General features: G+C 65.4%; 14 protein-coding genes. 12 read left to right on the forward strand and 2 right to left on the reverse strand.

Features of this window, described 5'->3' with window-relative positions:
* Window positions 1–34: 34 nt before the first annotated feature.
* The 6 genes from NZK81_RS00210 to NZK81_RS00235 all read left to right on the forward strand — a co-directional run bounded on the left by NZK81_RS00210 (window position 35) and on the right by NZK81_RS00235 (window position 5,589).
* The gene (locus tag NZK81_RS00210) at window positions 35–1,279 is read left to right on the forward strand and encodes a polyhydroxyalkanoate depolymerase (RefSeq protein WP_260042998.1); all 1,245 of its coding nucleotides are present in this window, start codon (window positions 35–37) and stop codon (window positions 1,277–1,279) included.
* A 193-nt stretch (window positions 1,280–1,472) separates the two neighbouring features.
* Window positions 1,473–2,060: a murein L,D-transpeptidase catalytic domain family protein gene (locus NZK81_RS00215; protein ID WP_260043000.1), complete on the forward strand. Its 588-nt coding sequence runs from the start codon at window positions 1,473–1,475 to the stop codon at window positions 2,058–2,060.
* 82 nt (window positions 2,061–2,142) lie between these two features.
* Window positions 2,143–2,745, forward strand: a complete 603-nt coding sequence (locus tag NZK81_RS00220; RefSeq protein ID WP_260043002.1) for a TetR/AcrR family transcriptional regulator — start codon at window positions 2,143–2,145, stop codon at window positions 2,743–2,745.
* Between the two features lie 80 nt (window positions 2,746–2,825).
* On the forward strand, window positions 2,826–3,815 hold the full coding sequence (locus tag NZK81_RS00225; RefSeq protein WP_260043003.1) for an XdhC family protein: 990 nt from the start codon (window positions 2,826–2,828) through the stop codon (window positions 3,813–3,815).
* Window positions 3,812–4,393: a nucleotidyltransferase family protein gene (locus tag NZK81_RS00230; protein ID WP_260043004.1), complete on the forward strand. Its 582-nt coding sequence runs from the start codon at window positions 3,812–3,814 to the stop codon at window positions 4,391–4,393. The genes NZK81_RS00225 and NZK81_RS00230 overlap by 4 nt, the downstream gene beginning before the upstream one ends.
* A gap of 44 nt (window positions 4,394–4,437) precedes the next feature.
* Window positions 4,438–5,589, forward strand: coding sequence for an NADH:flavin oxidoreductase (locus tag NZK81_RS00235; protein ID WP_260043005.1), 1,152 nt, complete (start codon window positions 4,438–4,440; stop codon window positions 5,587–5,589).
* A 1-nt stretch (window position 5,590) separates the two neighbouring features.
* Here NZK81_RS00235 and NZK81_RS00240 read toward each other — a convergent pair whose 3' ends face one another.
* A complete protein-coding gene (locus tag NZK81_RS00240; RefSeq protein ID WP_260043006.1) occupies window positions 5,591–6,355 on the reverse strand; it encodes a TetR/AcrR family transcriptional regulator in 765 nt (254 codons plus the stop codon).
* 227 nt (window positions 6,356–6,582) lie between these two features.
* On the opposite strand from NZK81_RS00240, the gene NZK81_RS00245 reads away from it, so the two are divergent.
* The 5 genes from NZK81_RS00245 to NZK81_RS00265 all read left to right on the forward strand — a co-directional run bounded on the left by NZK81_RS00245 (window position 6,583) and on the right by NZK81_RS00265 (window position 10,906).
* Complete coding sequence (locus NZK81_RS00245; RefSeq protein ID WP_260043007.1) at window positions 6,583–7,467, forward strand: TauD/TfdA dioxygenase family protein; 885 nt, start codon at window positions 6,583–6,585, stop codon at window positions 7,465–7,467.
* Between the two features lie 44 nt (window positions 7,468–7,511).
* The gene (locus NZK81_RS00250) at window positions 7,512–8,588 is read left to right on the forward strand and encodes an LLM class flavin-dependent oxidoreductase (RefSeq protein WP_260043008.1); all 1,077 of its coding nucleotides are present in this window, start codon (window positions 7,512–7,514) and stop codon (window positions 8,586–8,588) included.
* A 132-nt stretch (window positions 8,589–8,720) separates the two neighbouring features.
* A complete protein-coding gene (locus NZK81_RS00255; protein ID WP_260043009.1) occupies window positions 8,721–9,611 on the forward strand; it encodes an SDR family NAD(P)-dependent oxidoreductase in 891 nt (296 codons plus the stop codon).
* Window positions 9,612–9,648: 37 nt separating this feature from the next.
* A complete protein-coding gene (locus NZK81_RS00260) occupies window positions 9,649–10,614 on the forward strand; it encodes a TauD/TfdA dioxygenase family protein (protein ID WP_260043010.1) in 966 nt (321 codons plus the stop codon).
* A 4-nt stretch (window positions 10,615–10,618) separates the two neighbouring features.
* Complete coding sequence (locus NZK81_RS00265) at window positions 10,619–10,906, forward strand: putative quinol monooxygenase (protein WP_260043012.1); 288 nt, start codon at window positions 10,619–10,621, stop codon at window positions 10,904–10,906.
* A gap of 4 nt (window positions 10,907–10,910) precedes the next feature.
* On the opposite strand, the gene NZK81_RS00270 is transcribed toward NZK81_RS00265, so the two are convergent.
* Window positions 10,911–11,471: a YqgE/AlgH family protein gene (locus NZK81_RS00270; RefSeq protein WP_419181630.1), complete on the reverse strand. Its 561-nt coding sequence runs from the start codon at window positions 11,469–11,471 to the stop codon at window positions 10,911–10,913.
* 120 nt (window positions 11,472–11,591) lie between these two features.
* On the opposite strand from NZK81_RS00270, the gene NZK81_RS00275 reads away from it, so the two are divergent.
* Window positions 11,592–12,287: a fumarylacetoacetate hydrolase family protein gene (locus NZK81_RS00275; protein ID WP_260043014.1), complete on the forward strand. Its 696-nt coding sequence runs from the start codon at window positions 11,592–11,594 to the stop codon at window positions 12,285–12,287.
* Window positions 12,288–12,309 lie beyond the last annotated feature (22 nt).

Below are 12,309 nucleotides of genomic sequence, written 5' to 3' on the forward strand. Positions count from 1 at the left end.
TCACACGGCCGCCCCTGCGGCCAGGAGATTCGTAGTGCTTTACAATGCATATGAACTGCAGCGCACCATGCTCAGCGGTGCCGCTGCCTGGGCTTCGGTCGGTGCAGAAATTCTGACAAATCCGAAACTTCCCATGGGGTATTTCGGCTTCGGACCGATCATGGCCTCGGCCCTCGACGTCTTCGCGCACGCCACCATGTCGCGCGGCAAGCCCGAATTCGACATCGAGGAAGTGAATGTCGGCGGCAAGGTCCACGGCGTGACCGAGTCGATCGTGCTCCACCGGCCTTTCGGCAACCTGTTGCGCTTCGATCATGCCGGCCTGCCCGCCGATGCGCCGAAGTTGCTGGTCGTCGCGCCGATGAGCGGCCACTACGCCACCCTGCTGCGCGGCACCGTGGCGCGCATGCTCCAGACCTGCGAAGTCTACATCACCGACTGGGCCGACGCGAAGATGGTTCCGGCCGATGCCGGCCACTTCGATCTCGACGACTACATCGACTACCTGATCGATTTCCTCCATCACATCGGCCCCGGCGCGCACGTGCTGGCGGTGTGTCAGCCCTCTGTCCCGGCCTTCGCGGCAGCCGCCGTGATGGGCAAGCACGAGGACCCGTGCCGCCCGGCCACGCTGACCATGATGGGCGGCCCGATCGACACGCGCGAGGCGCCCACCAGCGTCAACGACGTCGCCATGAACCAGCCGCTGTCGTGGTTCGAGAACAACGTCGTCGCCACCGTGCCGCTGACCTACCCGGGCGCGGGCCGCAAGGTCTATCCCGGGTTCCTGCAGCTCGCCGGCTTCATGGCGATGAACCTCGGCAGCCACATGATGAGCCACTACGGCATGTTCATGCACCTCGTCGAAGGCGCCGATGAAAACGCGGCGGCGACCAAGGCGTTCTACGACGAATACCGCAGCGTGTGCGACATGACCGCCGACTTCTACCTGCAGACGGTCGAGCACGTGTTCCAGCGCCACTCGCTGCCCAAGGGCGAATTCGTCCATCGTGGCGAAGTGATCGACCTTGCCGGAATCCACGACACCGCCCTGCTCGCGGTGGAAGGCGAAAAGGACGACATTTCAGGTCTCGGCCAGACCAAGGCTGCCTTGCACCTCGCCCACAACCTGCCCGACGAGCGCAAGAAGTACTACATGGCCGAAGGCGCGGGCCACTACGGCATCTTCAACGGCAGCAAGTGGCGCAACCGCATCGCGCCGGTGCTGGAAGACTGGATCCGCCAGCATCAGCGCAAGCCGCTCAAGATCGTTGCCTGAGATTCCGTTGGATTTCATGGCACTGTCCTGACCCCCCGGGTTCAGGACCTTCCTGCGACCAGCCGCCCCCGGCCTGAGACCATTGGCCGGCGGCCGCTGGTCTGGCGCGGAACCATGTGGTATTTTCGCCGTCATGAAGTGGTCGCTGGAACGCAGGACAGTTCTGAAGGGCGGATTGGCCGCAGGCATTGGCGTGAGCCTTCCCGTTCGCGCGCTTGCGAGCGAAACCATCGCCACTGGGGCCAGCGCCTCACCGCTCACCCCTTATGAACGGCGCATCCTCGATGTCGCCGCCAGTCAGGCGCAACGGGTCAATGGGAAGCTGTGGCGGGCCGATATCGTCGGCGTTGCGGACTTCGCCCAGCCGTCGTGGAAACCGCGGCTCCATTTCGCCAATCTCGAGGCGGGAACGGTGCGCTCCTTCCTGCTGGCCCACGGCAAGGGCTCCGACCCGGGGCATAGCGGCTGGCTTCAGCACTTCTCGAACGTGCCCGGTTCGGAGGCAACGTCTCGCGGGGCCTATCTCACCTGCGAGTGGTACAAGGGCAAGTACGGCACCTCGATCCGCCTCGTCGGGCTCGACAGCGACAATTCAGCAGCGCTCGACCGCGCAATCGTCATGCACCGGGCCTGGTATGTCGATAAGGCGATGATCGACAAATGGGGCAAGCTCGGGCGCAGCGAAGGCTGCTTTGCCATGAGCGAGGAAAATTTCGGGGAAGCGCTGCTGCACTTGTCCGGCGGGCGCCTGCTTTTCGCCGACCGCATCGGCGAGGGCTGATACCCTCCATCCTTCTCCCCGGAACACCCCGTTTTCGCGTCCGGGAATCGACACTCATGCGACACGATGATACGGAACGTGGATGGAGGGCCCCCTGACACCAACAAAGCGCGCCATGCCGACCGACGCGCGGCAAATCCGTTCACGCAAGGCATTGAATTCCGCGCTTCTTGCGCTGCTGGAGGAACGGTCGTTCGACCAGCTCACCATTCGCGAAATCACGGCCCGCGCAGGCACCGGCTATGCCACGTTCTTCCGACACTATCCAGACAAGGAAGCGCTGCTGAGCGACGTCGCGACCGACGAGATCGCCCACCTGCTCGCGATGACCACGCCGATTCTCTACGAATCCAACAGCTATGAATCGACGCTCGCGCTGTGCCGCTACGTCGCGGAGCACGCACGGCTCTGGTCGGCCCTGCTCACCGGCGGCGCCGCCGCGATCGTGCGCAACGAGTTCATCGACCAGGCCCGCGCCCTGGTAGAGGAGGCGCGCACCACGCCCGACTGGCTGCCGTCCGACCTCGGCGTCGTGCACGGCACCGGTTCCACGTTCGACATTCTCGCCTGGTGGCTGGGCGAGAAGAACGACCTGAAGGTGCAGGATGTCGCCACGATCCTCCACCGCCTCGTCATCGCGCCGCTCATCGGCGACAAGATTGAAAAACGCATCCCCACACCATAGCTGCAACGGGCAATGCAGCATTTTTCAGACTGGATAGTCAGGACTCCCGTGATGCGGCCGTCAAACGCGAGCGCGACCCTATGACCGGGGCCATCGAGAATGGCGACTGGCCGGTTTTCGGTTGGGTGGACGACATTCGTCCCGCGCTTGCCGAGGCGGTAGCCGCCGGAAAACAGGCAACGCTCGCCACGCTCTACAAGGTGGCAGGCAGTGCGCCGCGTGGCCCCGGTGCCCAGATGCTGTTCACGCGCGAGCCGAACGGCGACATCGCGGCCACCGGGTATTTCTCCGGCGACTGCATAGAAGGCGATGTCGCCAGCCACGCCGCACAAGTCCTCGATGATGGCCAGCCGCGCACGCTGCACTACGGGAACGGCAGTCCGTGGATCGACATTCGCCTGCGCTGCGGCGGTGCGCTGTTTGTAATGGTCGAGCGCATCGAACCCGATGAAGAGGCCGTGCACGACCTGCTGCGCCATGCCCGTGAACGCCGCTCCTGCATCTGGAACAGCGATGGCCTGACACGCGCGGTCAGCGAAGGGGCTGGCCCGCTGCTCGGCGTTCGCGAAGATCCCGTCCACCTCGCCAGACGCTATGATCCGCCGCGTCGCCTGATCGTTTCGGGCGGCGATCCCGGCGCCTTGGCGGCGGCACAGCTCGGCGCGCTGGGGCAATTCGAGACAATTCTCGTGCGCCCGCAGGGGCCGCAGCAACCCGCGCCCTTCGCGGTATCGCAGTATCTGCGCGAAGCCCCCGCCGCCGCGATCGCCCGGCTCGGCGTCGACCGCTGGACCGCCTATCTGGGCGCCACGCACGAGGACGAGCACGACCTTGGCGGCTGCCTCGCGGCGCTGCGCGGCGGAGCCGGCTATGTGGGCATGATCGGCGCCAAATCGCGTGCCCGGGGCAGGCTGGCCGCACTGGAAGCACTGGGGGCGACGAAGGACGAATTGTCCCGCCTGCACCTGTCCCCGGGCATCGTCGGCCTCGGCAAGTCCCCGTGGGAAGTGGCGACCGGGATCATCGCCGAGATCATGCAGGCGCTCAATCCGGCACGCGAGCGGGCATGACGCTTGCCGCGATCGTGCTCGCGGCGGGCCACGCCACGCGCTTCGGCAGCGACAAGCTCGGCGCTTTCCTCGAAGGCGAGCCGCTGCTTTTCCATGCGATCCGCGCCGCGCGCGCCGCACCGGTCGATCGCGTGATCGTTGTCACCCGCCCCGGTCTCGACACCGGCACCTGGACCGGCACACCGCCCGTGGACGTGATCCGGCTGGAAAGCACAGCGCTGTCGGAATCGCTCAAGGCCGGGATCGCCGCGGCAGCGGGGAGCGATGGCGCCTTCGTCTTCCTTGGCGACATGCCCACCGTTCCGCACGAAGAAGCCGCGCGCCTCGCCCGGCTGATCGGTTCGTCCTACGCGGCGCTGCCTCGCCGGGACGGCCGCCCAGGACATCCGGTCCTGCTTTCGGCCGCTGCCTTTGCCGACATCGCGACGCTCACCGGCGACGAAGGCGCGGGCCGCCTCCTGAAAGCCCGCGACGACGTGGCATTTGACGAGTGTACAAATCCCGCCATACATTTCGACGTGGACCGCCCCGAAGATCTCGGGTGGCTGGCGAGCAAGGGCCGGACCGAAAAGAACTGACTGTGTCGCGCGCCAGGGACCTCGCGGCACGAGGGAGAGCGTCCTTGACCGATTTCAGCCCACTGTTCACGCCGTTCCGGCTCGGCAAGTTCACCCTGCCCAACCGCATCGTCTTCCCGCCGATGGGCCTGCAGGTCTGCGAAGGCGGCGTTCCCGGCGAGGAAGCGGCGCAATACTACGCCCGGCGCGCCGAGGGCGGTGCCAGCCTCGTGATCACCGAAGGCGTCTACATCGACCATCCCTCGTCCGGCGACAATCCCCTGCTCGGCCGCTTCCATGGCGAGGACGCCTTCGCCGGATGGCGCAACGTCGCGGCCAGGGTCCATGCCAGTGGTGGCATCTGCGTACCCGAACTGTGGCACGTGGGGCTGATCTATTCCGGCCCGGACGTGCTCACCGGCGGCCCTCTCGCCTACCGCCCCGAACTCGGCCAGGTCAGCCCCTCAGGCTACATCGATCCGGCAAGCAAGGTCTGCGAGGGGATGACGCAGACCGAGATCGACGATGTCATCGCCGCCTATGCCCGCGGCGCGCACAAGGCGGTGGAACTGGGCTTCGACGGCATCGAACTGCACGGCGGCCACGGCTACCTGATCGACCAGTTCCTGTGGAAGGCGCTCAATCACCGCACCGACGGCTACGGCGGATCGCCGCGTGCCCGGGGGCAGTTCGTGGCGGACGTGATCCGCGCCTGCCGCGCCGAACTCGAGCCGGGCATGCCGCTGATCCTGCGCATCTCGCAATGGAAGATGGTCGATTACAACGCCCGGCTTGCCGAGACCCCGCAGGAACTGGAAGAGCTGCTCGGCCCGGCGGTCGAGGCCGGGGTCGACCTCATCGACTGCTCGCAGCGCCGTTTCTGGGAGCCGGCCTTCGACGACGGCTGCGACCTCAATCTGGCCGGGTGGGTCAGGAAAGTGACCGGCGTTCCCACCTGCACGATCGGCTCGGTCGGCCTCGACAGCGATTTCTTCGTCAACCTCGGCGAGGGAAAGACCTCGGGGCTCGACCTGGCGGGGTTGGACGAACTGATGCGGCGCTTCGATCGCGGCGACTTCGACCTTGTCGCCATCGGCCGCTCGATGATCGCCGAACCCGACTGGCCCAAGCTGGTGCGGGCGGGTCGCTTCGACCGGCTCCGCCCCTTTACCCCCAAGGCGCTCGACGATGCCCTGATGGCGCATGTGACACGGTAGGCTAGTCCCGCACCAGCCGCACCGCCTCGTCGATCCGCGCCCGGGCTTCGCCCAGACGGTCCTCGGCATCGCGCAGCAGGCGACGCAATTGCCCGGTATCGTTCCTGGCCGACATCGCCGCTTCATCGAGCACGCCATGCAGGAACAGCCGCACGCAATAGCGCGTGTGCCGCTTCACCGACTCCATCTCCATCTGCATGCCCCACGCCGCATTGCTGGCGGGGCCACCGACCACGATATTGAGAAAGGCCTGCGCGGCCTCTTCGGCTTCGGGAAATTCTCCGTTCTCGTCACCCAGCCGGCGCCGGAACAGGCCAGCCAGATAACGCAAGGTGGGCTCGGTGCCGCGCCGCACGTTCTCCTGCGAGATCTCCGGCATGGTCACCGATTCCGAGTTGGTCAGGCGCAGCAGGCGCAGGCCGGCGGGGCCGAGCACGTTGGACACCAGGATCTCGCCGATTCGCATCAGGCTCGTTTCCAAGTCCTCGCTCTCCTGCTCGCGCAGGCGCTCGATCGGCACGATCCAGTCGTCGATGGCGCGGGTCAGCGCGGCCTTGAACAGGCTTTCCTTGTCGCCATAGCGCGCATAGACCGTGCGCTTGGCCATGCTGGCTGCGGCACAGATCGCATCGATGCTGGTACCGGCGAAGCCCTTCTCCAGAAACAGATCGAGCGCCTTGTCGAGCAACTCCTCGTTGCTCAGCGAGGGCCGGCCCGGTCTCCTCCGTGCCGGTTCCTCGATTTCAGTCGGCTCTTGTTCGGCCACGGCGACGTTCCCTTATTGCTCCGCATTGCCCTGAAAGATCACCCTATCGCGTCACCGGGCCGGCCGCAAACCTATATAAAACTATATAGGTGTTAAAAAATAATCTTCAGGCATATATTCGCGTGACGGAGGCGCGAATCAGTGATATTAAAACGATACAGGTGACATTCAGGCGGAAGCGGCCCAGGCAACGAAACAACCGCAGCGCCTTCCCGGGAGTGGAAATGATGACCATACCTTCAGTGGACCTGACGCCGAGGATCGGGTCCGAACTCAAGCTGGACAAGGCCGCCCTGCTGAGCGGCGAGCACGCGGATGACATCCGCGCCCTGCTGGTCGCACGCGGTGCGCTGGTGGCGCGCGGCCTGTTTCTCAGCGACGAGGAACTGCGCACGGTCGCACGCACCCTTGGCGACTTGCGCATCGGCGCGTCCAAGCGCGGTACCGACGGCAAGACGCTGAACGAAGGCGAGGAAGGCGTCCTCAAGGTCAGCCTCGATCCGAAAGTGAACCCGGACTACGCCCGCTTCCTGCCCGGCAACCACCTCTGGCACATGGACGGCACCTACGAGGAAATCCCGCCCTTCGCGACGCTGTTCACGCCCTATCGCCTCTCCGAGCAAGGCGGCGACACCATGTTTGCCAGCACGTATGCCGCCTTCGAGGACCTGCCGGCGGACGAACAGGCCCGGCTCGAAACGCTGCGCGTCGTGCACTCGATGCAGGCCGCCCTGTTTCCCGTCATGCGCGACTGCACGCCGGAGGAATTCGCGGTCTGGTACAGCTATCCCCAGCGCTCGCATCCGCTCGTGTGGCAGCACAAGTCGGGCCGCAAGTCGCTCGTGCTCAGCACGTCCGCCGCCTACGTCGAGGGCATGCACCCGGCCGAAAGCCACGACCTGCTGGAGCGGCTGATGATCCATGCGACGCAGGACAAGTACGTCTATCGGCACAAGTGGCAACTGGGCGACCTGGCGATGTGGGACAACACCGGCGCCATGCACCGCGCCATGCCCTTCGAAGCGAACAGCAAGCGCGAATTCCATCGCTGCACCCTGAATGGCGAAGAGCCCGTGACAGCGCCCGAAAGAATGGCCGAAGCGGCGGCCTGAAGCCGTTTCAACCCGATAACACGACTTCAAGAGGAGAGGAATCAATGCAGGTAGGCGTACATTTGGGCTACCAGAACCTTCGCGGCGAAAGCGACATGGAATTCTTCCGCCGCGAAACGCAGCTGATGGTGGAAGCCGAGGCCATGGGCTTCGACTTCGCGGCCTGCGTCGAGCATCACTTCACCGACTATGCCGCCTGCCCCGATCCGCTGCAGGCGCTGAGCTATGTCGCAGCCAAGACCAAGACCATCAAGCTGATGCCGGCGGCGATCATCCTGCCGTGGAACGACCCGCTGCGCGTGGTCGAGAAGATGGCCATGCTAGACAGCCTGAGCGAGGGCCGCGCAGTCCTGGGCATGGGCCGCGGCGCCGCTCGCCGCGAGTTCAAGTCGTTCGGCCGTGACCTTGCCGACAGCCGCGAGATCTTCGACGAAGCCGCGCTGATCATCTTGGATGGCCTTGAAACCGGGGTGGTCAAGGCGGACACCAAGTGGTTCCAGATCCCCGAGACCGAAATCCGCCCTCGCCCCGAAGGCTGGACCCGTGAGCGCGCGGTGATGGTCTCGATGTCGCCGTCCTCCGCCGAAGTGGCGGCCGATTACGGCCTCAAGGCCCTGCGCTTCAGCCAGGGCGACTGGTCGAAGGCCCTACCCGAGATCAACAACTACCGCGACACCTTCAAGGCCAAGCACGGCAAGGCCGCCCCGCCCTTCATCATTTCGGACTTCATCGTCTGCTTCGATGGCAAGGACAAGGTGACCGAGTACACCGACAAGTACTTCTCGGCGCAGTTCCTGCAGGTCGCGAACCACTACGAGTTCATGAGCCCGCACTTCAAGGAACTGCCGAGCTACGCGACCTACGCCTACATGGGCGAGGCGGCCGAAGCACGCGGCGGCGCGCACAATGCCTACAAGGACTACATCGGCGGCAATCTGATCGGCACGCCCGAGGAGCTCTACGAGAAGCACCTGCAGCGCAAGGCCATGGTCGGTGACTACGAGATCATCGCCAACTTCAGCTTCGGCGGCATGCCCTACGAGGAAGTCTACAACCAGATGAAGCTCTTTGCCGACAAGGTCATGCCGAAGCTCAAGGAAGAAGAGCCCGTCATGGCATAATGACCTGACCACCCGCCGCGAAAGCGGCGGGGCGGCGGGGCCGGCTTTCGGGAGAGAGATCGAAAAAAGGGAAGTTGGCCGGCCCCGCCGCCACAGGCTCACGATACAGAACAATACGGGAGAAGAGCAGGCATGACCGAGATCGCAGGACGCACCGCCGTCGTCACAGGGGGCGGCAGTGGCATCGGCATGGGGCTGGCGAAGGAACTGGCCCGGCAAGGCGCGAAAGTGGCCGTCACCGACATCATGCTGGACAACGCCGAACGGGTAGCCAGCGCCATCCGGGACGTGGGCGGCGAAGCGATGGCGGTCGCATGCGATGTCTGCGAACGCCCTTCGATCGCGGCGATGCGCGATGCGGTCCATGACGCGTTCGGCCCGGTGCACCTGCTGTTCGCCAATGCCGGCGCGACCTCGTTCGAACCGCTGATGGACATGAGCGACGACGATGTCGACTGGATCCTGCAGGTGAACCTGCACGGGGTGATGAACACCACCCGCGCCTTCCTGCCGGACATGATCGCTGCCCGCGAAGGCCACGTCTGCGCCACTGCATCCATGGCGGGGCTGCTGCCGGGCTGGATCCCCGTCCACGCGCCCTACTCCGCCGCCAAGGCAGGGATCATCGGGCTGATGATGAACCTCGCCCTGGAGCTTCGCGAGCACAACGTCTTCACCACCAGCTACTGCCCGGGCGGTGTCGCCACCGGCATGAAGGACAACAACGCCCGCTATCGCCCGGCGAAGTTCGGCGGCCCGAGCACTGCGGAACTGCACGTCAGCGAGGCTTCGACCACCGCCAAGTCGATGGCGTTCTTTTCGCCCGACGCCGTGGCGCCGATGGTGCTCGATGCCGTCCGGAACAATCGTCCTTTCATCTTCGATCATCCCGAACAGCGCGACGCGTTCCGGCGTACCTATTCGGGGATTGTCGAGGCCTGCTACGATGCGGCAGACTCATGGCACGCACAGCACGGCACGCCAGATGCCAATCCGGAAGGTGCAAGGCTGGTGACGACCTGAACACGGGCGTCGCGGCAACGAAACGAGGAGAGGAACGATGGGCAAGCTCGACGTCCGGCCGCTGATCGAAGGCCGCGATTTCGGTGTCCGCATCCGCGGCATCACGCTCGAACAGACCAGGGACCCCGCCGTCCGCGACGAGGTCAACGACCTGTTCACCCGCCACGGCATGATCGTGTTCGAGGACGTCGAACCCAGCGGCGAGATGCACGTCGCGCTGTCCGACATCTTCGGCCCGCTCAAGGACCACCCGAGCAAGGCCGTCCCGCGTGTCGATGGCGATGCCTGGCCGGGCGTGATCGACATGGCCACGCAGGTGAACGAGGAAGGCGCGATGACCGTGGACGGGCGCACCGTGATCTCGTGGCTGCCCTGGCACTTCGACCATGCCTACAACAACGAGCTGAACCGCGCCGGCGTGCTGCGCGCGATCGACATTCCGCCCGAAGGCGGCCTCACCGGCTTCCTCGACGGGATCGAGCTCTACGAACGGCTCTCGCCCGAACTGCGCGAGAAGATCGAACATGCCAACGTGCTCTATCGCATGAACGTGATCATGGAGAACTTCCGCTTCGGCCGGCCCGCCGACTACACCGTTCATTCCGAGCGGCCGAGCGCCGATGCGGTGATGGAAGCGAGCAAGGACGTGCCCCGTTCGGTCCACCCGGCGGTCTGGACGCGCGAGACGGGCGAGAAGGTGCTGCACGTCTCGCCGTGGATGGCCGAAGGCATAGAGGGCAACGAAACGCCCGAGGGCGGCGCCCTGCTCGACGCCGTCAGCCGCGAAATCTTCGCGCTGGGCAAGGAGCTGGCCTACTGGCACGCGTGGAAGCCCACCGATATGCTGATCTGGGACAACTGGCGTGCGCTCCATGCCGTGAGCGGCCACGACCCGCGCTACAAGCGCCGCATGCAGCGCACCACGATCAAGGGCGACTACGGGCTGGGCTACTTCGAAGGCGGTGCCTCGAACGATAACAAGATTCTCGAACGCACGTACTGATCGCATGATCCTCGTGGTGGCCACCGTGCGCCTGCATGCCGGGCGGGAAGCCGAATACGAAGCCGCGATTGCCGGGATCATGCCCCGGGTGCGCGATGCGAACCCGGCGATCGTGTTCTATCACGCCGGCAAGTGCCGCGAGGAACCCGGCACCTACCGCGTGGTCGAAGCCTATGCCGATCAGGAAGCGATGGACCGCCACATCGCCAGCGAAAGCCTGCAGGCTTCGCTGGCGGGGCTCATGCCGATGATCGCGGATCTCGACATCCGCATCCACGACATGGTGGCCTGAAGATTCAGGCCCGCCCGGTTTCGGTGGACAGCAGCGCCGGGTCAATCCCCTCGGCCCGCCAGGTGGCCATCCAGCGGGCATCGACGGGGGTATCGAAGAGAATTTCCGGGTGCCCTTCGGCCGCGTACCAGCCGTGGTGGCGCATTTCACCTTCGAGCTGACCCGCGCCCCAGCCGGCATAGCCCAGCGCCATCAGCCAGTCCTTCGGCCCACGCCCTTCGGCAATCGCGCGCAGGATGTCCATCGAGGCGGAAAGCGCGCAAAGCGGCTGGACCTGGATGGTGTCCGCCCCGCCCCAGTCGGTGGAATGGAGGATGAAGCCGCGGCCAGGCTCGACCGGGCCACCGTTGAGCACCGCGCAATCGGGCGCAACGCCCGGATCGATCCCCAGTTCCTCGAGAACCTCGTGGAAACGCACACCCTCGCGGACTGCGCCTATGCCGATGCCCAGCGCGCCATGCTCGTCATGCACGCACATGACATTGACGGAACGTTCGAAACGCGGGTCGAACATGCCGGGCATGGCCAGCAGAATTCTTCCGGAAAGATACTGTTCGGCAGTCACCCTTGTGAATGTAGGCGCTCGGCAGGCGAGAGCAAGGTGAACTTCCCGCCCGCGGGACAGAGTGCTTTGCCAATGCGGCACACAGGCCTATGCACACCGCAAATCATGGAGAAAGCACCTGTGAGCCTGCTGTTCGAACTTCCCGAGACACCCTCCGTCGCGATCATCGGCGAAGAGACCCGCTTCCCGGTGCGACGCGTGTTCTGCGTAGGCCGCAACTACGAGGCCCACGCGCGCGAAATGGGCTTCGCCGCCAACCGCGAGGCACCGATCTGGTTCACCAAGACGCCCACGGCGCTCTGCCCGTCGGGCGCCACCATTCCCTATCCGCCGGGCACGGCCAATTGCCACTACGAGATGGAATTCGTTGTCGCGATCGACGCCCCGGCATTCAGGATCGCGGCCGAAGAGGCGATGGGCATCGTCATGGGCTATGCCTGTGGCTTCGACATGACCCGGCGCGACCTGCAGAACGCATCGCGCGACAAGGGCTATCCCTGGGATACCGGCAAGGACTTCGAGAACGCCGCCGTGATCGCGCCGATCACGCGTGCTGCCGCATTCGGCGAGATCGGCGGCCAGCGCATCACGCTTTCGCAGAACGGAACCACCAAGCAGGACGGGACGCTCGCGGAGATGATCTGGTCCGTACCCGAACTGATCGCGGACCTTTCCCGCATGTACCACCTCGCCCCCGGTGATCTGATCTACACCGGCACGCCGGCAGGGGTCGGGCCGGTTGCGGAAGGTGACGTGCTGGAAGGCAGGGTCGAAGGGCTGGAACCGGTGCGCCTTGCCATCGGACCTGCCGAATAGGCGGCCATGCGCACGGCGGTCT

The organism is Novosphingobium mangrovisedimenti, assembly GCF_025153475.1.
In the GTDB taxonomy this organism is placed as follows: Bacteria; Pseudomonadota; Alphaproteobacteria; order Sphingomonadales; family Sphingomonadaceae; genus Novosphingobium; species Novosphingobium mangrovi_A.